Here is a 20,422-nt window from a genome sequence, read left to right on the forward strand (position 1 = left end):
GCTGTCTGGTGCCTTGCAAAAGGCCGCCACCGCGGACCGACATCAGTGGGCGACCTTGCCAGGTGGGGGCGCGTCGCCGTTGTTGTGGCGCACGTGGGCGGAGGTGTTCCGGATGGCCAACTCCTCCATGGTGGCGAAGGTGCGGAAGGCCCACCAGCCCAGGCTGAACCACGGAGGGGAGTCGACCTTTCCTTTGACGGCGATATTCACCGCGCCCGCCGCCGCGAAGCCCAGCGCCGCCATCGCGCCCAGGTCCACGTGGCCCTCGGTGGCGCGTAGCACCTCCACGTTGAGTCCCTTGATGAACAAGGTGGCCGCTCGCGCCACGCCGCTGCCCTCCTCGAGGGACCGCAGCAGGGCGTCCCCGTCGGGCAGTTCCTCTCCAGGGCGCACCACCGTGTCCACGCCGGTGCTCCGGCACACCTCCTCTATCAGTCGCTCGACGCCCATTTCCTCGGGGTCGTGCATGCACAGCACGCTGCCGGTGAAGGGCCGCACCTGCACTTCGTTGATGCCCTCCACCCGCAGCAGGTCGTCCGCCAGCGACGCGGCCTCCTTCCCGTCGCGCCGCAACCACGGCAGCCGCAGGCGGGTGCGTCCCGGTGACGTGTGGATGACGTGGATGCTCTTCGTCATGTGCGCTCCCTAGGCCCGGGCCTCGTCCGTGGGCCGCGTGCGGCCGCCTCCGCGAGCCCTCGCTTTCGCCTCCGCCATCAGATCCTCGACGTCCTCGTGCTTCATCGCGACGCGCGCGAGCACCATGTCGACGAAGTGGTAGGCCGAGGTGGCCACCTCCACGAGGAGCGGCCGCAGATGCTTGGTCATCAGCACGGTGCTCGCGCCCGCGCCGTAGCCCATGAGGAAGGAGGGAAGGTCGAACTTCATGAAGGTGTCTCCAGGGAAGAGGTTGTGTTTGTGACCCGCCGCGCTCGTCGCACCACCCGAGCGCCCCACGCGGGCGTCGCGCCCACCAGGGCCGGTAGGAACAGCCCCGCGCCACCCGCCGTACCGCCCGTCTTCTCGTGAGCAGCGGCATCCCCGGTGGCGCCGGAGGCCGGTCGAGGATGGCCCCGCAGGTCGGGGACCTCCAGGCGCAGCCTGCGCGCCGCGGCCGAGTGGCGCACCACCCTCGCGGTCGCGCACTGCCCATCCATGAGGAACACCATCATTCGCGACCCCCACCCGGGTTTCCGAACGTGGGGATGGCGGCCCTCCGGAACAACACGGCCCGGTGGGCCAGCGAAGGCCGTGGGGGTGACACTGGGTCCACCCTCAGGGCGGACTGGCCCGCGTTGAGGGCAGGGTCAACCGGAGGAGCGGCGGCGCTTGACGGCCTTGGGGGTCTCCGGCGTCCGGGCGAAGTGGAGCATCTGGTAGAGGCTCAGCAGCATCATCGTCACCGCGCGGGACGCATCCGGGGCAGGGGCTGTGTCAGCCGGCGCGTCCTTCGGGACAAAGGGAAGCCAGGACTCCTCCAGCCGGATTCGCAGCTGGAGTCGCTCCCCGGTGATGCGCAGCCGCTGAAGCTTCGCACCGGGCGCAAGGCGCACCGCATGCTGGGCCCGCTTCAATGCCAGCGCCGCGAGGTCCGGGTGGCGCTTCGCCTTCACGCGCAGCCGGACGTCCAGGAACAGGGTGTCGTACTCCCTGGCCTTCTTGCGACGCCGGGGCCTGTTGGGTCCACGGTCGCTGATCTTGTTCCTGCGGCGCTCCACCGCGCTCAGCCTCAGGTGCGCGCCATCCGCCAGCCGCGTCTCCAGCGTGAGCCACGGATCCAGCACATCCGACGATGTCTTCGAAAGGAGCTTCAGGTCATAGAAGCTCGAACCGGGGCCCTCCGGACGTGGGTCGGGACGAAGCCGCAGGCGCACCGGCGTGTTGGGGACGAGGTCCTCCTTGAGGCGCAGGAGCACCCGGCGGACCAGCTCCGGCCGGCGGTTCAGCGCATCGCCAGGATGGCCCTCCGCGTGGAAGCGTCTGGGAAGCAGGCTGCGAAACCACAGCACCGCCCCCAGACAGAACGCCAGGACTCCCGCCACGATGGACAGGGGGCCGTCGAAGGTGCCGGCCACCCACAGGAGCAGGAGGAAGACCCCGAGCCTCGCCAGGGAGCCCAGCCGGTGCCCCACGCGGCTCCGGAAGCGGCGGGCCTTCTGGGTCGGCGGGAGCGCCGCCAGGGCATCCAACACGCCTGGCAGGGGAGCCTCGAGCTCCAGGGCCTGCGACTTCGGGTGGATGCCTTCAACGGATGCCACGCGGCCCCTCTTTCCAGCATGGGCGTGTTCGGGGGCGCGCATGTTAGCTGCTGATGCGCGCCACGGGGCCCCACCGCCGCTGCCGGTGAGGCCCGGGCCGGCTCACATCCCCGGGACGGCCGCTCGGAACTCCCTCAGGCTCATCTCCAGGTCCCCTCGCGCCGCATCTCCAGGGGGGAGGGCACTTTCGGGCCGGGCCATGAAGGACTCCACGCCCGCCAGGACGGCACGGCACAGCTCGTTGGACTCCACTTCACCCAACGACACCGTGCCGCACTGGATGGCGATGCGGCCCTTCTTCGCCCGCTTGAGGCGCAGGCTGAAGGATGAGTCCACACCCACGAAGAGGTGGTCCTTCGCGCTGCCCGCCACCAGCGTCTTGAGCCCATCGAGCAGCCCCACGAACGAGATGGCGAGCATCATGGCCTGATCCGGGAACCTGCCCTTGGAGGTACAGGTCCCCGCGTCGCTCGTGAACGTCATGTGCCCCAGGTCGAAGCCCGTACGGTCGGGGTCATGTGCGTCGAGCCATTCACACTCCAGTCGGAACATGTCAGGGCCTCACGGGGTGGCCGGCGGGGTGCCGGTGGGAGTGGGAACATGGTTGGTCGTTCCCCGAACCGGGAACGCCGAGATGACCCGGTTGCCGTCGGCCGAGTCCACGATGACACGGATGAGATCCTTCTGGCCGTTGACCTTCGCCTTCATCTCGAAGGTCTGCAATTGCCTGCCGGGCTGCGACTGGCGGGTCCCGTACTTGACGACATCCTCGGCGGCCTTGGTGAGCTGCTGGCGCGTGGTCCCCGGCGCGTAGAGGTCGCCATGCCCGGCGGGGTGGTTGCCCGTCACATGGCGCGCGTCGATGTGGATCCACCCCTCCTTCAGATTCCCATCCTCGATGCGCGGCATCTCCCGGTGCGGCTGCCTGCCGCCTCCGCCCCCGCCGCCTCCGCTGGGAGCGGGGCTGTCGCCTCCGCCCCCCCTTCTTCTGGAGTGCCATGAAACGGGAGGTGGCGCTGGCGATGTGGACCGTGCCGTTGGCGCCCACGACCACCGCGCTGACCACGGGCGACATCCTGGTCGCGGGCGGCTACCTGAGCCCCAGCGTGCTCAACCCCTCGGTGGAGCTGTACCGCCCGTGACGTAACGGGGACTCACCGCCGCCTTCGACGGGGCGGTGAGTCCTTGATGCGTCTGTTCCTCAGCCTCAAGAGGTCTGGCGCTCGAATCACAGCCTGGCCGCTGGAGGCCGGCGGCCCTTGCATGCGCCGGGGCCCGTCGCGAGCTTGAGCCGTGAGCGTCAGAGGAGCTTCGCGATGGAACTCACACCTCAGGCCATGGCCATCCCCAAGTCGACCGAGCACCTGGAGAAGGGGAAGTACGGCCCCATCTTTCCCAAGACTCCCGCCTGCTACGGCTTCACCATCGTCGCCAACGTCAAACCGGGGCGCGCCGAGACGCTGCGCGGCTACGGTCAGCGATTGGCCGAGTCCCTCGAGGCCGAGCCCTACCTCCTGGCGCCGCTCAAGCTTCATTACCTGCGCTGGGTGCTCTTCGATAACGACACCCGGTTCATGTATCAGGGCATCTTCGACACCGATTTCGACAAATACACCGAAGACGCGGTCGTCATCTTCACGCGCTCCGGAATCAACACGGCCTTCGAGAACCTCGAGGGCTTCCCCATGGACTGGAAGACCAACACGCAGGCGTTCATCCAGTTCCTCCGGGACCATCAGTGCAACAGCTTCCTCGAATACGGCGAATACCCGTACTTCAGCAGTGATGAGATCAAGAAGGCCCTGAAGCTCAAGGCCGCGTTCACCGAGATGCTCGAGCAGATGCAATAGGACCGCAGCGAGAAGGGCCTGCCATGAGCAAGACGCCCGCACGGACGTACAACCAGGACCACGCGCCGAGGCGCTATTCGAAGGGGCACCGGCGCGTCAGTGTCTACACGTCCTGGAGCTACCCCGGAGAAGCCAATCGGGAACCGGCTGGAATGGACAACCGGTTCTCGACGATGACCGAGGTCCGCCGGGTGCTCTGGCCCACGTACGAGTCCCCGCAGTGGGCGGACCCGCGGAGGTTCCAGCAGGGAATCTCTGGCTCCCTGGAGCTCTTCTTCTGGGCCTGGGTGCGGTTCCAGAAGCTCGTCGAGGAGGTCACCGGATACGCGGTCCCCATGTTCCAGCGGGTGGACCAGGCGGGCTTCGCCTTGCCGCTCGACGAGCGGGTCCTCGCTGACGCCGACACGCTGCTGGTCTTCAGCCTGGACCACAACGTCACCGAGCAGGTGGCCACGCCGGAGGAGGTTGAAGCGGTCCGAGCATTCCTCGCGCGCGAAGGCACCTGTCTGGTGATGGGCCCCCACCATGACGTCGGGCACTCGGAGGACATGCAGGAGCGCGCCCTCGAATACGAGCACCATGGCGACGCGCTGGTGCCTCGCCAGCAGCGCTTTGGCAACTATGCTCGCTCGTTGATGAAGGGATTGGGAATCCCTGTCGAGAATCGTTGGGGCCTGCGCCCCGCGGTCGTCAAGGGAACGAACCGCAGCGCCCCCCTGCGGGTGCGCGAGGACCTGGACACCCGCGGCTGGCTCGCCGGGGTCCAGAACTTCAACTTCCACATGCACCTGCCGCACTACGCGGTCACGACGGACGACACCCGTTCGGTTCGCGTCCTGGCGACACAGCCCATTGATACGTCCCGGCCCCATCCCTTCACGAACGCGGGGAACACCGAGTTCAACGCCCTGGTGTGGATGCCGCCGGGCGATGGCAGGGCCGGCGACGTGCTGGTGGCGGACTCCACCATCTTCAGCACCCTGTTCGGGGCGGACGAGAGCCTTGAGCGCTTCTGGAAGAACCTGGCCACCGACCACTGACATGCTCGAACTGGACGACATCCAGAGCGGAGTGCTTCGGCCGCGGCCCACCCCGTATGTCGCGACCTACATCCTCCTGCGCATCGACGACCGGAGGGCAGGGCGGGAGCTGATGCGCAGGCTTGGCCCGGTGGTGTCCTCGGCCGCGCATCCGGAGCGCTCCGCCGCCCAATGCTGGGTCAGCGTCTCGCTCACGTATCCCGGGCTCGAGGCGTTGGGCGTGCCACGGGACTCCCTGGACAGCTTCGCGTGGGAGTTCCGGCAGGGGATGGCGGCCCGGGCGAGGGCGTTGGGGGACGAAGGGGAGAGCAGCCCCGAGCATTGGGAATCACCCTTGGGAACCCCCGACGTCCATGTCGTGCTGACGGCGCTCTCACCGGATCAGGCCCGGCTCGCCGCCGCGCTGGAGCGCACGAGCGGGGCCCTGCGCGAGCTGGGCGGCGTCCGGGCCCTCTGGCGTCAGGACTGCCACGCGCTCAGCACGGAGCGGGAGCCTTTCGGGTTCAGGGATGGCATCAGCCATCCGGCCGTCGAGGGGAGCGGCATTCCCGGGAGCAACCCCCACGAGGCGCCGCTCAAGGCAGGTGAGTTCGTCCTGGGCTATCCGGATGAGACAGGCACCCTGCCACCCATGCCCCAGCCCGACATCCTGGGCCGCAATGGGACCTACATCGTCTTCCGCAAGCTCCATCAGCGGGTGGCCGCGTTCCGGCAGTACCTGAAGCAAAGCGCGAGCAGGCCCGAGGACGAGGAGCTGCTGGCGGCGAAGATGATGGGGAGGTGGCGCAGTGGGGCGCCGCTGGCGCTGTGCCCGCTCCATGACGACCCCTCCCTGGGCGCGGACCCCCGGCGCAACAATGACTTCCACTATGCGGACGACCCGACCGGCTACAAGACACCTCCCGGGTCGCACGCCCGGCGGGCGAACCCCCGTGACGCATCCGTCGCTGGTGTCGTCAGGCTCCACCGGATGATCCGGCGCGGAACCGCCTATGGGTCCGAGCTTCCCGAAGGCGTCCTCGAGGACGACGGCGCCGAGCGGGGGTTGATGTTCGCCTTCATCGGCTCGCACCTCGGACGGCAGTTCGAGTTCGTGCAATCAGAGTGGCTCAACGGCGGTGAGTTCCTGGGGTTGGGCCAGGCGAAGGATCCGCTCGTGGGCGCCAACGACGGAACCGGGGAGTTCGCCTATCCCAGGCGGCCCATCCCCCGGTGTCTCAAAGGCCTGTCGCGGTTCGTGGTCACCCGCGGAGGCGAGTATGGCTTCATGCCCGGCCTGCGCGCCCTGCGGTGGCTGGCGGACCTGCGGAGCTGAATGCCCGGTGCATCACTTCTCCAGGTCGCCGACGATCTTCTGGAAGGGCGACGGCTGGCCGGACAGCTTCTGGAAGAAGTTCCGGGCGTCGGTGCCTTCGTCGTAGTTCTTGAAGGCCTGGTCGTTGCTGTTCTTCCCGTCGGGCTTCAGGCCCGAGTAGTCCTGGCGGGACGGCAGGCCGTGCTCGGCGCGGATGGCGTTCTCGGACGGGGCCCAGTTGTTCTTCGTGTGCGGCGTGGGGCGCAGGCCAACGGTCTCGAACTCCTCCGTGAGGCGGAGGCGGTTGTCGACGGTGTCCTTCATGTTGGCCGAGTGCGACGGGTGCTGATTGAAGACGTCCGCGTTGCTGTGCTTGCTCGCGGCCAGGGGGCTCACCTGGACGCCGTTGGACGCGCGCCAGGCGTGGACCGACTCGTGGCCCAGGCTGTTGAAGCGCTGGGCGCCGCCGTTCTCGTTGTACTTGACGTCGCTGGCCGTGCCGGCGCCGGGCTGGCCGTCGTAGCGGTACGCCGGGCGGGTGGACGACAGGGTGCCGTCGTTGCGCGGCACATGCGAGTTGGGCATCGCCGAGTTGCGGCCCGAGTAGATGTCCATCGCCGTCAGAGGCTTGCTCTGCGTGCCCGTGGCGCCAGGGTTCACGGCCTGGGTGCGGCCGTTGATGTCGTTCAGCATCTGGTTGCCCACGGGCTTGCTCGTGAGGCGGTTGGTGGACTGGCGCACGTCCTGCGTGAAGTCCGCGAACTGCGCGCCGGTCTGCTGGTTGTCACGGCGGGTCCGGATGCCCTGGAGATTGGGGTCCACCACGCCGTAGTCCGTGGGCTTGAGGTTGTTCTTGCCCGCCTGCAGCTGCGCGGGCGTCGCCACCGGCTTCGGCTTCGCGGTCTCAGGCTTCGCGGGCAGGCTGTCGCTGCGGGGGCGGGAGGTGGAGGGGGAAGGGGAGCTGGAGCCGAACGAAGAAGAGGGCTTGGAGAACGAAGAGGAGCGCAGCTTCATGGGAGGGCCTCGAGAGTGGAGTGCAGCGACGGACCACCCCTACTGCACCCCGCGTGCCCACCGTTTCACGGCCCCCGGTTCCGCCGGCCCTTCGTGATTCCAGGGGGTTACGTCAAAGCATCAGGCCTTCCTGGAGGCGGCCCTGGTGACTGGAGTCGGGGGCCTGATGTCTCCAGACATCAGGCCCTCGGTTCACCCCGTAGACATGGTCGCTGCTTCAGCCTACTGGCACCACGCTGGATACGACGGAGTGATGACGGTCCGCCCCGACTCCGTGATGGTCAGGATGGAACCCTCCGTGGCGCCAGTCACTGCCTTCGCCGTGGCGGTAAAGCCAGTCGTTCCGTTCAGCGTGACCTTGTAGATGAACCGGCAGCCTCCCACCCAGGACGCGTCCGGGACGGCGGCGCGGGTGCCATTCGGGCAGCCCTCCGGCACGAAGCCGATCAGCGGCAGGTTGGTGGAGTACTGGTCCCTCTCCGCGAAGTACGACTGCTCCACCACGTGGATGTAGCCCATGTTGAACCGCGCCTCCCGCAGCTGGGCCTCGCAGGTGAAGGATTGCGGCGACTGGCACTCCGCGGAGTCCACGTAGCGGCGCACCCCCAGGCGCTCCAGCCAGAAGAGGCGGCCGGAGACGGGGTGGGTGCCAATCTGGAGGGTGATGCCCGCGGACGCCGTCCCCGCCACGCCCTGCGCCACCGCCGTGAAGCCCGGCGACGGATGCGGCGTGATGCCCGTGACCTTGTAGGAGAAGTTGCACCCGGACACCCAGCCTGCTCCCGGCACGGGGGCGCGGCTGCCGTTCGGACACGCCGCGGGCGCGAAGCCGACGCTGGCGAGGTTCAGCGTGAAGACATCATACTCTCCGAAATACGCGGACTCCGCCGCGTAGATCGACCGCATCTCGCGGATGGCCTCGCATTCCACCGTGCCGCAGTCCACCGGAGTCCCCACATCCGCCCAGGCGGTCGCGGACACTCCAGTCATTCCCAGGCACAGCACGGACAGCCACTGCTTCAGGTTCGGCTTCATGAGGCGTGAGCTCCTTCTCGGGAAAAATTCGCGCCTTGGACACGCGTGCCCTGTCACCGGTTCCGTTCGCATGTCAGGTCCAGGTGGCAATCTTCGTGTTCTGGATACACGAAGGCTTTCTGGGGAGAGGGACATGTCGCTGAAGGGGATTGCGCAGGAGACAGTGGGAATCGTGGAGCGGGGCGAGTACGTGGCGCCGTCAGGGCGGCCCGTGCTGTTCCGGGCGCAGGTGGAGCAGGCCCTGCGCGGGACGTTGCTCTACCGGCCCGGAGACTTCGCGCGGCTGCCCCGGCCCGAGCCTCGCGCGGGAAGCTCCGCGCCGCGCATCGAAGTCACACCCGAGAAGACCGGTGCCGCCGCGCGCCGCTGCGTGGAGGTGGAAGGTGTGGCGGATGTCGTCGCGCTCAACTTCGCGTCCGCGAAGAATCCAGGCGGCGGCTTCCTGGGCGGAGCGAAGGCCCAGGAAGAGGACCTGGCGCGCTGCTCGGCGCTCTATCCATGCCTGCTCACGCAGCGCGAGTACTACGACGCCAACCGCGGGCAGTCCTCTCCGCTGTACACGGACCACGTCATCTATTCGCCCCAGGTGCCCTTCTTCCGCGACGAGGGACTCACGCTGCTGGAGAGGCCCTTCAGCGTGTCCCTCATCACCGCGCCCGCGCCCAACGCCGGTTCGGCGGAGCGGAATGCGCCGCACCTGTTGCCCCGCATGGGCGAGGCGCTGCACGCGCGGGCCCTCAAGGTGCTCCAGGTGGCGGCGCACCACGGTCACCGCACGCTGGTGCTGGGCGCATGGGGCTGCGGCGCCTTCCGGAACAATCCGCACGACGCGGCGGATGCCTTCGCTCACGCCCTGGACGCGTTCCCAGGCGTCTTCGAGCGGGTGGTGTTCGCGGTGTGGGAGCGGGGAGGGGACGGACCCAACCTGCGAGCCTTCCGCGAGCGGTTCGCCTGACGCGACGACTTCGTGCGTGTCGTTGCTCCACTGCGCCGGCTTGTCACGATGTCTGGGAATTGACTAGAAGTCCGCCCCCTATGTTCCGAAAGTCTTTGTCCCTCATGCTGCTCCTCGGCTCGCCCATTCTCTTCGGCGCGTGCTCCGACGAGCCCGCCGCCGCGCTCGTCATCGACCGGAAGTCGTTCGACTTCGGGGATGTGGAGGTTGGGAAGCTCCCCGTCGAGCAGCTCTTCACGGTGCGCAACGCTTCGCCACAAGACGTGGAGTCGGTGGCGGTGTCCGTCGAGGGCTCCGAGTTCTTCGCCATCACCTCCAACACCTGCGAGAAGTACCTGGCCGCGGGCATGGAGTGCGAAGTGCGCGTGAGGTTCGCACCCCTCCTGGGCGGCACGCACTCCGCGCGTCTCAAGGTGACAGGGGCGGCCTCGGTGAATCCGGCGGAGCTCCAGGGCACCAGCTTCGCGTGGGTGAGCGTGACCTCCATGCCGCCGGGCACCCACGTCGTGTCGGGGGATGACTCCTTCACGTGTACCCAACCGTGCAGGTACGCGGTTCGCGCGACGGAGCTGACCCTGTACGCCGGCCCGGAAGGGTTCCCGACGTGGAGCAAGGCCTGCGCCGGTGCGCCTCGCGGCGGCTGCCTGCTCCGCCTGGATGCGTCGAAGTCCGTCGCCCTGGATGCGTGGTTGCCCCTCTATCGGTGGGAGGTGCTGCGCAGCCACCCGCTCGTGACGGTGGCGCCGCTGTCCGACGAGAATATCGTCGTGCAAGACGTCCTGAGCGTGACGTCGCTGGACAGCACCGGACATGAGCGCTGGTCATTGCCCTTGTCCGCTACCTCGAAGCTGGTCGTCACCAGCGACTGGAACATCTCGCTGCTGCGCTACGACGGGATGGTGACCCAGTACGACAGCAACGGGCGGGTTCGGTGGACGTACAATCCGCAGGAGCTATCGAGCGCGGAGCACATGGTGGCGGACGCCTTCGGTAACACCTACGTGCTGCTGACGCAGAGGTCCCATGACACCTTGGTGGTGGTGATGAAGCTCATCGCGCTGTCGCGCGAGGGCGTCGAGCGGTGGAGCACTGTCATCAGCGAAGCGCAGCTCAACTACCCCTTTGGCCTGGGGGTCATGGGGGATGGGAGCTACGTCTACGTGGGGGCCAACGCGTTCAACCGGAGCGCCAACGGGCAGGACACGGTGTTCGTGAAGAGCTACGTCCGGAAGATCTCCCCCGCTGGGGCCGCGGTGTGGACGAAGGAGGCCAACTGGAGTGGCGTGTCCTTCAACCACTCGGGTGAGATGATCTCCGTCAACAGCATCTTCTCGCCGCCAGGCGGCGTTGTGGCCTCGTGGGTTGACGCCGACGGTAACGTGCTGTGGAGCACGCAGACGCGACCGGAACGGGGGCCCGGTGTGGTCGACGCGTTCGCTTTCCCCACCCACGTCAACATCGCCCCCAGGCTGCTCTTCGGCGGGCATGAGCTTCTCCCCGGCACCGACATCAACGCCTACGGCCGGGGCTGGTTCGCCGATATGGGCGACAGGTCGAAGCTGGATGCGGGACGCATCACGTACATCGACTCGCCGAATGGCAATGGGGCCTGGGTCAGCAGCCTTGCCTATACGTACCTCGCCCGTCATGTCGTGGTGGGCGGCGGCTTCGGCAACCCCGTGAACCCGACGGGGGGCTTCATCCGCCTGTACGACCCCCGCACGCTCACGATGGAGCAGTGACGCCTCCGGTTCAGCTGGGACTGGGGGGCGCGGAGAGGGGCCGCGCCTGGAGGAAGTCGATGAGGAAGTCGCGGAAGGCGGACACCTTCCGCGGCACGTGTTGGGCGCGGGGGTGGAGCATGGTCAGGGACGTGGTGGACAGCGTGTAGCGCGGCATCACGCGGACCAGCTGCCCGGAGGTCACGTCCGCCAGGGCGAGGAAGGAGGGGAGCAGCGCGATGCCCGCGCCCGCCTTGGCCGCTTCGCGCAGGAAGAGCATGTCGTCCGCGAGGACGTGCGCATGCTTCTCGGTCAGGCCCAGCGCGCCCAGGTGCTTGAGGCCCCGGAACGCGACGAAGTCATGGGCGGCCAGGTCCTCCGTCGCGCGCGGTACGCCCCTTCGCGCCAGGTACGAGGGCGAGGCGAAGAGCTGCACGTCGATGGCGCCCAGCCGTCGCATCCGCAGCGACGAATCCGGGAGCTTCGTGCCGGACGCTCGCAGGGCGATGTCGAACCCCTCCGCGACCATGTCCACGCTCCGGTTCGTCAGCCGGCAGTCGATGCGCACCTGGGGATAGCGGGCGACGAACCGCGCGATGACCTCTGGGAGGAGGGTGACCCCCAGGTCGTGCGGCGCGGTGAGCCGCAACTCGCCGGAGGGCTCCTCGGTGCGCTCCGGCAGGGTCCCCACCGCGTTGCTCAGCGACGCGAGCAGGGACGCGGTCCGCTCGTAGAGTGCGAGCCCGGCGGTGCTCAGCGACACGCGCCGGGTGGTGCGGTGCAGCAGCTGCGTGCCCAGCGAGTCTTCCAGCCGCACGAGCCCCCGGCTGACGGACGACTTGGGCAGGCCCAGGCGCACGGCGGCCTCCGTGAAGCTGCCCGTCTCCGCGACGGCCACGAAGAGGTGGAGGAGGTTCAGGTCCATTGTTGCTCTCGTGGAACGGTCAATTGCCATGGGTGTCCTGGGCGCAACCATGCAACAACTGCTACAGGCCTTCCAGGAGGTCCGGCCTTGCCCATCATCGACGTCACCCTCATCGACGGCCGGCCTCCAGCGCTCAAGGCGGAGCTCATCCGCGAGCTGACGGACGCCGCCGAGCGCGTGCTTGGAGTGCCCCGCGCCAGCATCCGCGTCCTGCTGCGCGAGCTGCCGCCGGAGAATTGGGGTGTCGGTGGCGAGCCCAAATCCCAGGCGCCCCGCTGATGCGCGCCCACGCTGTCGCGGCGCTGCTGGTCGCCCTCCTGGCGGGCTGTAGCCGCACGCCCGCGTCCCCACCGGAGCCCCCTGCCATGACGGATGCCCCCAAGCCCACCGCGCGCGTGCTCACGCTCCCGCCCGCCTCCGGCCGCACGAAGCTGCTGGTGGTGCTGCTGCACGGCGTGGGGGCGAGCGCGGATTCGTTCATGCCCATCGCGCGGGCGCTGGCCCCGGCCGTGCCGGACGCGGAGTTCGTCGTGTTGGACGGGCTGCACCCCTTCGACGGCGGGACCCAGGGGCGGCAGTGGTTCAGCCTCCAGGGCATCACCGAACAGAACCGTCCCGCGCGCGTGCGGCAGGCCGGCGCGGAGGTGTCCGCGTGGCTGGACGGCGCGCTCAAGGAGCGGGGCCTGGGCGCGGAGCGGGTGGTGCTGCTGGGCTTCTCCCAGGGCGCCATCCTGGCCCAGTGGCTCGCGCTCCACCGTCAGCCGGCGCCGCTGGCCGTGGTGTCGCTGTCCGGACGGCTCGCGGTGGATGCGCCCGCGGTCCCGGGGTCGACCTCCGTGCCCGTCCTCCTGGTGCACGGCGCGAGGGATCCGGTCATCCCCGCGCGGTTCTCCGAGGAGGCCGCCCGGGAGCTCGAGGCGCGAGGCGCACGGGTCCGCCTGCGGTTGTTCCCCACGCTCGCGCACGGCGTGGACGCGGCGGTGCTCGACGAGGTCCAGCGGTTCCTGGCGGACACGCTGCCTGCTGACTGAAGTCAGACAGGGCAGGGGCGGAGCCTGGGATGGCACGGGCGTCCGGCGCTAGGCTGCCCGGCATGGATTCCCCGCCTGAAGCAGAGCTCTCCACCGACGCGCTTTTCGCCCGCACGCTCCAGGGCGGCGAGGAGGACGAGGGCGCGTGGCGGGCCATCTGGCAGCTGCACCACCGCGGAGGGGAAGAGGTCTTCCAGCGGGCCGCGGCATGGCTCCAGTCGTCCTCGCCGAAGGAGCGGGGACGCGGCGCGAACGTCCTGTCGCAGCTGGATTTCCGGCACCGCTCCCCGGAGCTCGTTGCCCGCTTCACGGACGCGCTCCTGCCGGCGCTCGCGAAGGAGCAGGACGCCGCCGTGCTGGAGGCGATGGCCGCCGCCCTGGGCCACCTGGGGGATCCCCGCGCGGTGCCAGCGCTCCTGCCCTTGAAGGAGCACCCGGACCCCCACGTCCGCTTCGGCGTCGTCATGGGGTTGGCGAGTCACCGGGACGCCCAGGCGCTCCAGGCATTGATCCACCTCTCCCGCGACGCTGACGAGGTCGTGCGCGAGTGGGCCACGTTCACGCTCGGCTCCCAGGCGCGGGAGGTGGACACGCCGGAGCTGCGCGAGGCGCTGGTGGACCGGCTCTCCGAGACCCACGTCAAGATTCGCGGGGAGGCGCTCTTGGGATTGGCCTTGCGCAAGGACGCGCGAGTCCTCGAACCGCTGCGGCGCGTGCTGGAGGGGCCCGTGGTCACCACGCTGGACGTGGAGGCGGCCCAGGCACTGGAGGACGTCTCGCTGCTCCCCCTGTTGCTGGGGCATCGTGAGGCCTTCGACGAAGAGGACGAGGACCACGAGTTCCGCGCGGTCCTCTTCGAGGCCATCCACGCCCTGGAGTCGCTGCCCCGGTGACGGCCGTCACACTTCGCGCTGTCGCTGTTTCGTGACAAAGTGGACTAACTCGAAATAATCAGAAATCTGAAAATATCCGAGCCTCCAGTTATAGGGCGCACCGCGGAGCATTCCGGGTCCAATGCCGGGGTGCTCCTGCTTGTGATTGACGCCTGTATCAAAGGACTCCACATCATGATGCGCTTCCGCACCGACTCCGTGCGCGCCCTTCGGGGCGCGTTGCTGTCCTCCCTGTTGCTTGCTCCGAATGCCTTCGCCGCCGACGGGGCACCTGCCTCCCTCACGACGAGCAGCGAGGAGGCGCACTGGGGCTACGACCAGACCCTGAGCCCGGAGCACTGGGGCGAGTTGCCGGGCGACGCAACCTGCGCGCAGGGCGTGGCGCAGTCGCCCATCGCGCTGGTGACCACGGGTGCCGCCCATCCGCACCTGGACGTTCCCAACTTCCACTACGCCACCAGCCGCGTGCGCATGCTCAACACGGGGCACACGGTGCAGTTCACCTACGACAGTGGCAGCACCGTCCGGGTGGGGGCCAACGAATACAAGCTGGCGCAGTTCCACTTCCACACGCCCAGCGAGCACACGAAGGACGGCGTGGAGTATCCGCTCGAGCTGCACCTGGTGCACACGGACGCGAATGGAACGCCCGCGCTGGTCGTCGGAGTCCTCATTGAGGAAGGCGCGGTGAACGCGGCGCTGTTCACGGCCTTCCGGCACCTGCCCCGGCACATGGGGGAGGAGAGCGCGCCGGCGGGAGCGCTCCTCAACGCGAGCGCGCTGCTGCCGCGCGAAAGGGCGTTCTTCCAGTACGCGGGTTCGCTGACCACGCCCCCGTGCACCCAGGGGCTCCAGTGGTACGTGATGAAGCAGCCCATCCAGATGTCCGATGCGCAGATCGCCGCGTTCGAGCGGCTGCCGCACCTCAACCCGAACAACCGCCCCCTGCAGCCGCTGAACGGGCGCACGGTCAGCGCGCACTCCGGGCGCTGAAGGCCAGGCGCTCCCCCCAACAGGGCTCCTGTCATTCCGGCTGCGAGCCGCCGCGCATCACACCGGTGTCCGGGGCGGAGGCCCCGGCAGGCCGGCGGTCCGAGGCGGCGTGATGCGGCGGACGCCAGCTCAACATCATGCGCAGGTAGGGCGCGGGCTTCGTCGAGGCCGAGAAGTCGGAGGCGATGCGCTTCCGGTCCTCGTCGAGCAGGGCGTAGTCGTTCATGAAGTCGACGCCCACGGATGAGCTCAGCCACAGGTCGCCCCTGCCCATCCGGACATTCAGCGTGGGGCCGAAGCGCAGGGAGGTCTCACGCGCGAACACGGAGGCGGGCAGGGGGCTGCCTTCCGGGGCGTGGACGCGGAAGACCTGGATGTCGAGCGCGCCCGTGACGCCCCATTCGAGTCCACTGCCCACCTTCATGAGCAGCGCGGCCCGGGGAAAGCCCAGTTCCAGGACGTACGGATCCTTGTGGTAGGCGAAACCCACCAGGGGGAAGACGGGCGTCAGGGTGAATGGATATTGCGACGCCAGGCCCAGGGTCAGGGTCGTTCGCGGGTCTCCGCCGATGAAGTAGTTCGCCATGACGAAGGCGGACCAGGAGGTGTCGGTCGCAAGGTTGAAGGACTTCGAGAAGTCCGTGCTGGCGGTTCCGGAGGCTCCCACCAACACGAGCCACCGGGGTGTCACCGGGCGGACCAACGTCAGACCCAGCTGGAAGGTCTGGAGCTTTCCGCCCAGCTCTCCCGCCGCCGAGTTGAGCAGCCGGCCCCGACGCTGCATTCCCATCCACTCCGTGCTGAAACCCAGCAGCGGGACGAGGCGCGTCTGGCCCAGGGAGAAGGAGGGGAGCATCGGGCGCACGTCGAGCTGGAGGTGCCCATCCAGTTTCTCCCCCTGCAAGCCGATCCGTGTGCCTCGCTTGAAGGTGAAGCCCACGGAGGCGCGGTCCGCCGATGTCTGCGCACGTGCGGCGCCAGCGGACAGCAGGACGGCGGTGAAGAGAAGCAGCGCGGTTTCGGTACCACGGCCTTTCCGGGCGGGCTTCACAGGAGGCTTTCCCCGACGGGGGGAAGTCCGGGGCGGGCGCTCCTTTCCCTGTGATCGCCTTCCCTTTCGGGGCAGCTCAGGTGGCAACAGCATGAGCAGGTAGAGCGTGAAGAACATGGCGGACCGCCTCCTGTGCCCGGCTTCGCGGGGGAGTTATTGATTTTTTACTCACTAATTTGGCGTGCGGAAGGGATTAGACGTCTTGCGCGGCATGCGGAAGGGTCAGCCGCGGTGGGCGCCGTGCATCAGCAGGTCGAGGAGCGTTCGGACGAAGACGGGCGCGGTGGGGTGCTTGAAGGGATGCGTGGGGGTGCGGAAGAGCTGCCCCACGACATAGTCCTTGATGCCGCCGAGGAAGGCATAGGTGAAGACCTCGGGGTCGACGGCTCGGAGGCGGCCACGCGAGATCTCTCCTCGGAGATAGGCGGCGAGGAACTCGAAGTAGGGCTCGCGTGGGTGCGCGTTGTGCTCGGGGCCGCCGGGTTCGCGGTGCGTGCCGGGATTGCTCATCGCGAGCATGGACAGGGGAATCTGCACCCGGAGGATTCCCACGAGCGCGACCCCTGCATCCTGGAGGTTCTCCACGACCGGACCCGCGCCGATGCGCTCCACGAGCCCCGTGACCTCAGGGGGCGCGGTGAGCTCCAGGTTGAGAGCGGCGCGGAACAGCCCTTCCTTGGTCTTGAACCGGCGGAAGATGATGCCCTCGGACACCCGCGCCCGCTCGGCGACCATCGCGGAGGTGGCTCGCACCCCATGCGCCAGGAAGACCTCTCGCGCGGCGTCGAGGATGTCTTCGTCACGAATGGAGACGGGGCGGGCCATGTTGTTATCGAGCGCGTGCTCAACAATTTGATAGTACGCGGCTCCCTGGAGTGTCAAGCGCACGGGGCCCGGCTGGGCGCCCGGCTGCTTCAGGGCGCCAGTCCGAGCTGCTGCATGTACGACTGGTTGTCCCAGAAGAGGTACTCCTCGGTCATGACACCGTCCTTCCAATGGCCGACGGTGTTCATGATCAGCTTGAAGGACTTGCCGGTGGGGGCGATGGAGGAGCCGTCCGGCAGCGGCATGGGCTGGGTGAAGGTGCCCTCCATGTAGCCAACGACGCTGGTCCACTCGCCGGAGCCCAGCTTGATGGGGTGCACCTGGATGCGGGTGTCCGGCGCGTAGACGAACATCGCCTTCAGGTCCGCGATGTGCACGTCGATGCCCTGCGTCTGATGGCCGTCCGGCCAGTGCACGATGATGTCCTGCGCGTGGCTGTGCTGGATCCGGTCCCAGTCCTGGTGGGTGAACACGTCGAAGTCCAGCGTGTCGAAGGTGGCCAGGTGCGCGTTCTCCTGCGCCTCCTCCTGCTGATAGCGCTCCAGCTCCTTCCCCGCGCTGGTGCAGGCGAGGGGGCCCCCAAGCCCCAGGGCCAGCCAGGCGGTGGCGGTGCGGAGGACGGAGGAGGACTTCCAGGACGGCGTCGGGGTCTTCATGGTCGGTACCTTCCAGCGGGCGGCGCGGATTCGGTTCCGCGCGGTCCCTGCTGTCTGGAACCCAAGATGCCGTTGTTGCCTAAACGCAACCAGACGCTGCATGAACACTTCACTGTTGCCAGGATGGAACGGAGCGCCAGCGGCCCTGGCGCGTCGAACTCAGTTCGGCACGAGCCTCTTCTGAGGGCCGCGAAGCCTACGGCGCCTTGAGGACGTCGGTGATGCGCACGTGGCGGGGCTGGGCCTGCACCCGCTCGAACCAGGCGCGGATGGCGGGGTAGCGTCCCAGGTCGAACCGGCCCTCTTCCGCCACGTGCGTGTACGCATACAGCGCGATGTCCGCGAGGCTGTAGTGCTCGCCCGCGAAGAAGGGCCGCTTGCGCAGCTCGCCCTCCATGATGTCGAGCGCGGCGTAGCCCTTCTGGATGCGCTCCTCCAACTCCTTCTCCTTGCCGGAAGGGACACCGAAGAAGGTGAGCCACGCCCGCGCCACGGCGATGTAGGGCTCGTGGCTGTACTGCTCGAAGAACATCCACTGGAGCATGCGCGCACGCTCCAGCCGGTCGGTGGGAATGAAGGGTGTGCCCTCGCCGAAATACCAGAGGATGGCATTGGACTCGGCGAGGAAGACACCGGGCTCCAGTTCCACGGTGGGAGTCCGGGCAATGGGGTTCATCGCCTTGAACTCCGGCGTGCGCGTCTCTCCCGCGGAGAGGTCCACCTCCCGTGTCTCGAATGGAATCTCGAGCTGATGCAGCAGGAGGCGGACCTTGTAGCAATTCCCAGAGGGGTTGAACTGGTGGAGCTTGATCATGGGCGGTGAGTCTACTCCCATGAGGCGCCGGGGTCAGGCACGGGTCATGGGTAGACGCAGGTCACATCAAAAGCGCCGTTACTGTCTCCCCAGCTTGCGAAGGCGCCGTCGCGCAGGACGACGTGACCGATGCGATAGGGAGTCGAGGTCCAGATCCACTCAAGCGTCCATCCCGCGTTCGCGAGGAAACGACCGCCTTTCGTGACGTGCAGGGCTTCCAGTTCCGATGAAGTCGGAAGCCGCCACCCCGGGTGGCCGGCAGTCGTCCTGCTGGAGCAATACGTCTCCGCGTCCGCATATGTGCGCAGGGTCGCGTCCGGCCTCATCCAGGTCCGTCCTGCATGGGAGACGGTGTCGGGGTACTCCCCCGTCCCACGAACGCACGTCAGGAATTGCTTGTCGGTGTCATTGGAATAGCTGACGCCGCCGGTCGACATGCGCGTCACCTGATGGCCACTGGAATAGGGTGACATCGTCCAGATCCAGTCGAGGGTCCAGCCTTCCGCCGCGAGAAGACTCGTCCCTTTGTCGACCCACAAAGCGGTCAGCTCCTCCACGGTGGGCATGCGCCATCCGGTCTGACCCGCGATGACCATGTTCGTGCAGGACGTCTTTCCGTCCATCCAGGTCACGGTGGCCGTCCCTGGCTTCACCCAGGTCAATCCTCCGCTCGTGAGCGTGCCGGCCGGGTCGACGGCCGTCGGCAGCCCGGAGACAGAGAAGGACTTCGAGGCTGAGAGGCCGTGGGTATTGGTGACGACGACGGTGACGGTGGGGGTGACGCCCGGCGCCGTGACGGCAGGCGCCGTCCACACGACATGGCTGGTATTGGCGGTGTTCTGCGCCGTGGCCAGTGCGCCGGTGTTGGCGGTCCAGGCAAAAGTCAGGGGGCTGGCCTGCGGGTCCACGGCGGTGACGTCAAAGGCCACCGTCTGCCCTGGCGAGGTGGAGGTGGCGGATTGGTAGAAGTTCGTAAACGCCGGAGCAAAGCGCACGGGAGCGGTGTCGGTGACACAGAGGTTGAGCGAGCCCGTGGTCTGCCCACCCCGGCCGTCTTGAACCGTGACGGTGAGGCGGCAGTTGTTGCATGCGCCGGCCGGTCTGGAGGAGGGAACAAACGAGGCGGTGCCGGACGTCGCGTTCGTCCAGGTGCCGGGGCAGGAGGTGGTCCACTGGTAGGAAAGGGCATCCACATCCGCGTCGGACGCAAGCGCGGAGACTGCGGTGGACTGTCCCGCGTCGAGACGGTTGAGGGACGCGGAGACCCTGGTGACGACAGGCCAGCGGTTGAAGGAGATGTCGAGGGCAGCGTCGCCGGTGACGAGGTCCGGGACGACATTGACGGTGAGGGTGACGGAGACGGCGGAGCCCTGGGAGTCCGTCACGGTGAGCGTGAGGGTCTGCACGCCGGTGGAGGCAGGCGCCGTCCACGAAGAGGTCGCGGCGGTGGGGGCGGAGAAGGTGCCTCCGGAGGAGGTCCAGGCCAGGGTGAGCGTGTCTCCGGGGTTGGGATCATGAACCGTCGCGGACAGCGAGAGGGAAGCGCCGGGCTGAAGCGCGTTGCTGGAGGCGGTCAGTGAGTCGATGACGGGCGCTTCGTTGTCGTAGGGAACAGGGGCCGGAATCTCCTGGAGGCGGAGGAACACGGCAGTGGTCTGGTTGGCGGTGATGGAGACACCCGAAGCCTGGCCTTGGAAGAGCAGGGTGCCAGAGGTGTCGAAGGCCTCCGCGAGAACGGAGCGGCCGGGCCCGGCGGGAATGTTGCCGACGAGGCCACCCCAGGAGCCACTGGACTTGACCAGTTCGACGACGCGGGACGACATGTCCGAGGAGGAGACGGTCACCTTGACGCGGGTGACATCACCCGAGGCGAGGGCTTGCTGGACGGAGCTGGCGAGTTGAACGGAGCCGACGGGCTGCGTGCTACAGGCCGTGAGGGCAAGCAGCAGCAATCCGGCGAGGGCGGGGAGCGAGCGGTGGATGGGCATGGTTTGTAGGGAGTGAGCTGTCGCGCGGTAAAATGATGCGGAAGCTCGTCACCCATGTCCTTCCTATGCTCAGTCGTTGTGG

Annotated in this window: 24 protein-coding genes; 10 read left to right on the plus strand and 14 right to left on the minus strand. The window is 68.1% G+C overall.

The window, feature by feature from the left end:
- Nucleotides 1–42 precede the first annotated feature (42 nt).
- From D7Y04_RS12005 to D7Y04_RS12030, 6 genes are all read right to left on the minus strand, one after another.
- A complete protein-coding gene (locus D7Y04_RS12005; protein ID WP_121759420.1) occupies nt 43–636 on the minus strand; it encodes an HMA2 domain-containing protein in 594 nt (197 codons plus the stop codon).
- A gap of 9 nt (nt 637–645) precedes the next feature.
- Nucleotides 646–885, minus strand: coding sequence for a hypothetical protein (locus tag D7Y04_RS12010; RefSeq protein WP_120600028.1), 240 nt, complete (start codon nt 883–885; stop codon nt 646–648).
- Nucleotides 882–1,169, minus strand: coding sequence for a hypothetical protein (locus D7Y04_RS12015; RefSeq protein WP_121759421.1), 288 nt, complete (start codon nt 1,167–1,169; stop codon nt 882–884). The genes D7Y04_RS12010 and D7Y04_RS12015 overlap by 4 nt, the downstream gene beginning before the upstream one ends.
- A 135-nt stretch (nt 1,170–1,304) precedes the next feature.
- Nucleotides 1,305–2,255, minus strand: coding sequence for a hypothetical protein (locus D7Y04_RS12020; protein WP_121759422.1), 951 nt, complete (start codon nt 2,253–2,255; stop codon nt 1,305–1,307).
- A gap of 102 nt (nt 2,256–2,357) precedes the next feature.
- A complete protein-coding gene (locus D7Y04_RS12025) occupies nt 2,358–2,807 on the minus strand; it encodes a hypothetical protein (protein ID WP_121759423.1) in 450 nt (149 codons plus the stop codon).
- A gap of 9 nt (nt 2,808–2,816) precedes the next feature.
- Complete coding sequence (locus tag D7Y04_RS12030) at nt 2,817–3,164, minus strand: hypothetical protein (RefSeq protein ID WP_121759424.1); 348 nt, start codon at nt 3,162–3,164, stop codon at nt 2,817–2,819.
- An 89-nt stretch (nt 3,165–3,253) separates the two neighbouring features.
- On the opposite strand from D7Y04_RS12030, the gene D7Y04_RS44415 reads away from it, so the two are divergent.
- The 4 genes from D7Y04_RS44415 to D7Y04_RS12045 all read left to right on the plus strand — a co-directional run bounded on the left by D7Y04_RS44415 (nt 3,254) and on the right by D7Y04_RS12045 (nt 6,460).
- Complete coding sequence (locus D7Y04_RS44415) at nt 3,254–3,397, plus strand: hypothetical protein (protein ID WP_158627499.1); 144 nt, start codon at nt 3,254–3,256, stop codon at nt 3,395–3,397.
- A 174-nt stretch (nt 3,398–3,571) separates the two neighbouring features.
- The gene (locus D7Y04_RS12035) at nt 3,572–4,105 is read left to right on the plus strand and encodes a hypothetical protein (protein WP_120597982.1); all 534 of its coding nucleotides are present in this window, start codon (nt 3,572–3,574) and stop codon (nt 4,103–4,105) included.
- A 23-nt stretch (nt 4,106–4,128) separates the two neighbouring features.
- Nucleotides 4,129–5,145, plus strand: a complete 1,017-nt coding sequence (locus D7Y04_RS12040; RefSeq protein WP_199749654.1) for a hypothetical protein — start codon at nt 4,129–4,131, stop codon at nt 5,143–5,145.
- Nucleotide 5,146: 1 nt separating this feature from the next.
- Nucleotides 5,147–6,460: a Dyp-type peroxidase gene (locus tag D7Y04_RS12045; RefSeq protein WP_121759426.1), complete on the plus strand. Its 1,314-nt coding sequence runs from the start codon at nt 5,147–5,149 to the stop codon at nt 6,458–6,460.
- A gap of 12 nt (nt 6,461–6,472) precedes the next feature.
- Here the strand turns inward: D7Y04_RS12045 and D7Y04_RS12050 are convergent, their stop codons facing one another.
- Nucleotides 6,473–7,453: a M91 family zinc metallopeptidase gene (locus D7Y04_RS12050; protein WP_121759427.1), complete on the minus strand. Its 981-nt coding sequence runs from the start codon at nt 7,451–7,453 to the stop codon at nt 6,473–6,475.
- 222 nt (nt 7,454–7,675) lie between these two features.
- Complete coding sequence (locus tag D7Y04_RS12055) at nt 7,676–8,488, minus strand: hypothetical protein (RefSeq protein WP_120600122.1); 813 nt, start codon at nt 8,486–8,488, stop codon at nt 7,676–7,678.
- Between the two features lie 133 nt (nt 8,489–8,621).
- Here D7Y04_RS12055 and D7Y04_RS12060 point away from each other — a divergent pair, with 133 nt between their 5' ends.
- Together D7Y04_RS12060 and D7Y04_RS12065 are read left to right on the plus strand one after the other, a co-directional pair.
- Entirely contained in the window at nt 8,622–9,443 is an 822-nt protein-coding gene (locus D7Y04_RS12060; protein ID WP_121759428.1) for a TIGR02452 family protein, read from the plus strand.
- Between the two features lie 80 nt (nt 9,444–9,523).
- Nucleotides 9,524–11,185 (plus strand): choice-of-anchor D domain-containing protein, encoded by a 1,662-nt coding sequence (locus tag D7Y04_RS12065; protein WP_121759429.1) that lies wholly within the window; start codon nt 9,524–9,526, stop codon nt 11,183–11,185.
- 10 nt (nt 11,186–11,195) lie between these two features.
- On the opposite strand, the gene D7Y04_RS12070 is transcribed toward D7Y04_RS12065, so the two are convergent.
- Nucleotides 11,196–12,089: a LysR family transcriptional regulator gene (locus D7Y04_RS12070; RefSeq protein ID WP_120600125.1), complete on the minus strand. Its 894-nt coding sequence runs from the start codon at nt 12,087–12,089 to the stop codon at nt 11,196–11,198.
- Between D7Y04_RS12070 and D7Y04_RS46740 the strand changes: the two genes are divergently transcribed.
- The 4 genes from D7Y04_RS46740 (at nt 12,069) to D7Y04_RS12090 (ending at nt 15,006) form a co-directional block, all read left to right on the plus strand.
- Nucleotides 12,069–12,368: a tautomerase family protein gene (locus D7Y04_RS46740; RefSeq protein ID WP_366934416.1), complete on the plus strand. Its 300-nt coding sequence runs from the start codon at nt 12,069–12,071 to the stop codon at nt 12,366–12,368. The two genes, D7Y04_RS12070 and D7Y04_RS46740, sit on opposite strands and share 21 nt — an antisense overlap.
- Nucleotides 12,368–13,120, plus strand: a complete 753-nt coding sequence (locus tag D7Y04_RS12080) for an alpha/beta hydrolase (RefSeq protein ID WP_121759430.1) — start codon at nt 12,368–12,370, stop codon at nt 13,118–13,120. The genes D7Y04_RS46740 and D7Y04_RS12080 overlap by 1 nt, the downstream gene beginning before the upstream one ends.
- A gap of 62 nt (nt 13,121–13,182) precedes the next feature.
- Nucleotides 13,183–14,013, plus strand: a complete 831-nt coding sequence (locus D7Y04_RS12085) for a HEAT repeat domain-containing protein (protein WP_121759431.1) — start codon at nt 13,183–13,185, stop codon at nt 14,011–14,013.
- A 174-nt stretch (nt 14,014–14,187) separates the two neighbouring features.
- On the plus strand, nt 14,188–15,006 hold the full coding sequence (locus tag D7Y04_RS12090; RefSeq protein WP_121759432.1) for a carbonic anhydrase: 819 nt from the start codon (nt 14,188–14,190) through the stop codon (nt 15,004–15,006).
- A gap of 31 nt (nt 15,007–15,037) precedes the next feature.
- On the opposite strand, the gene D7Y04_RS12095 is transcribed toward D7Y04_RS12090, so the two are convergent.
- The 5 genes from D7Y04_RS12095 to D7Y04_RS12115 all read right to left on the minus strand — a co-directional run bounded on the left by D7Y04_RS12095 (nt 15,038) and on the right by D7Y04_RS12115 (nt 20,340).
- Nucleotides 15,038–16,057, minus strand: coding sequence for a hypothetical protein (locus D7Y04_RS12095; protein WP_121759433.1), 1,020 nt, complete (start codon nt 16,055–16,057; stop codon nt 15,038–15,040).
- Nucleotides 16,058–16,279: 222 nt separating this feature from the next.
- Complete coding sequence (locus D7Y04_RS12100) at nt 16,280–16,882, minus strand: TetR/AcrR family transcriptional regulator (protein ID WP_120599737.1); 603 nt, start codon at nt 16,880–16,882, stop codon at nt 16,280–16,282.
- Between the two features lie 89 nt (nt 16,883–16,971).
- Nucleotides 16,972–17,538 (minus strand): ester cyclase, encoded by a 567-nt coding sequence (locus D7Y04_RS12105; RefSeq protein WP_121759434.1) that lies wholly within the window; start codon nt 17,536–17,538, stop codon nt 16,972–16,974.
- 196 nt (nt 17,539–17,734) lie between these two features.
- On the minus strand, nt 17,735–18,352 hold the full coding sequence (locus D7Y04_RS12110; protein ID WP_121759435.1) for a glutathione S-transferase family protein: 618 nt from the start codon (nt 18,350–18,352) through the stop codon (nt 17,735–17,737).
- Between the two features lie 44 nt (nt 18,353–18,396).
- The gene (locus tag D7Y04_RS12115) at nt 18,397–20,340 is read right to left on the minus strand and encodes a DUF1566 domain-containing protein (RefSeq protein WP_121759436.1); all 1,944 of its coding nucleotides are present in this window, start codon (nt 20,338–20,340) and stop codon (nt 18,397–18,399) included.
- Nucleotides 20,341–20,422 lie beyond the last annotated feature (82 nt).

The organism is Corallococcus sp. AB038B (assembly GCF_003668955.1).
Taxonomy (GTDB): Bacteria; Myxococcota; Myxococcia; order Myxococcales; family Myxococcaceae; genus Corallococcus; species Corallococcus exiguus.

Bases quoted from the DNA above. Each gene is read 5' to 3' on its own strand.
- D7Y04_RS12005 (WP_121759420.1), bottom strand. From the start codon at position 636: ATGACGAAGAGCATCCACGTCATCCACACGTCACCGGGACGCACCCGC.
- D7Y04_RS12010 (WP_120600028.1), bottom strand. From the start codon at position 885: ATGAAGTTCGACCTTCCCTCCTTCCTCATGGGCTACGGCGCGGGCGCG.
- D7Y04_RS12015 (WP_121759421.1), bottom strand. From the start codon at position 1,169: ATGATGGTGTTCCTCATGGATGGGCAGTGCGCGACCGCGAGGGTGGTG.
- D7Y04_RS12025 (WP_121759423.1), bottom strand. From the start codon at position 2,807: ATGTTCCGACTGGAGTGTGAATGGCTCGACGCACATGACCCCGACCGT.
- D7Y04_RS12030 (WP_121759424.1), bottom strand. From the start codon at position 3,164: ATGCCGCGCATCGAGGATGGGAATCTGAAGGAGGGGTGGATCCACATC.
- D7Y04_RS44415 (WP_158627499.1), top strand. From the start codon at position 3,254: ATGAAACGGGAGGTGGCGCTGGCGATGTGGACCGTGCCGTTGGCGCCC.
- D7Y04_RS12035 (WP_120597982.1), top strand. From the start codon at position 3,572: ATGGAACTCACACCTCAGGCCATGGCCATCCCCAAGTCGACCGAGCAC.
- D7Y04_RS12040 (WP_199749654.1), top strand. From the start codon at position 4,129: ATGAGCAAGACGCCCGCACGGACGTACAACCAGGACCACGCGCCGAGG.
- D7Y04_RS12045 (WP_121759426.1), top strand. From the start codon at position 5,147: ATGCTCGAACTGGACGACATCCAGAGCGGAGTGCTTCGGCCGCGGCCC.
- D7Y04_RS12050 (WP_121759427.1), bottom strand. From the start codon at position 7,453: ATGAAGCTGCGCTCCTCTTCGTTCTCCAAGCCCTCTTCTTCGTTCGGC.
- D7Y04_RS12055 (WP_120600122.1), bottom strand. From the start codon at position 8,488: ATGAAGCCGAACCTGAAGCAGTGGCTGTCCGTGCTGTGCCTGGGAATG.
- D7Y04_RS12060 (WP_121759428.1), top strand. From the start codon at position 8,622: ATGTCGCTGAAGGGGATTGCGCAGGAGACAGTGGGAATCGTGGAGCGG.
- D7Y04_RS12065 (WP_121759429.1), top strand. From the start codon at position 9,524: ATGTTCCGAAAGTCTTTGTCCCTCATGCTGCTCCTCGGCTCGCCCATT.
- D7Y04_RS12070 (WP_120600125.1), bottom strand. From the start codon at position 12,089: ATGGACCTGAACCTCCTCCACCTCTTCGTGGCCGTCGCGGAGACGGGC.
- D7Y04_RS12080 (WP_121759430.1), top strand. From the start codon at position 12,368: ATGCGCGCCCACGCTGTCGCGGCGCTGCTGGTCGCCCTCCTGGCGGGC.
- D7Y04_RS12085 (WP_121759431.1), top strand. From the start codon at position 13,183: ATGGATTCCCCGCCTGAAGCAGAGCTCTCCACCGACGCGCTTTTCGCC.
- D7Y04_RS12090 (WP_121759432.1), top strand. From the start codon at position 14,188: ATGATGCGCTTCCGCACCGACTCCGTGCGCGCCCTTCGGGGCGCGTTG.
- D7Y04_RS12100 (WP_120599737.1), bottom strand. From the start codon at position 16,882: ATGGCCCGCCCCGTCTCCATTCGTGACGAAGACATCCTCGACGCCGCG.
- D7Y04_RS12105 (WP_121759434.1), bottom strand. From the start codon at position 17,538: ATGAAGACCCCGACGCCGTCCTGGAAGTCCTCCTCCGTCCTCCGCACC.
- D7Y04_RS12110 (WP_121759435.1), bottom strand. From the start codon at position 18,352: ATGATCAAGCTCCACCAGTTCAACCCCTCTGGGAATTGCTACAAGGTC.
- D7Y04_RS12115 (WP_121759436.1), bottom strand. From the start codon at position 20,340: ATGCCCATCCACCGCTCGCTCCCCGCCCTCGCCGGATTGCTGCTGCTT.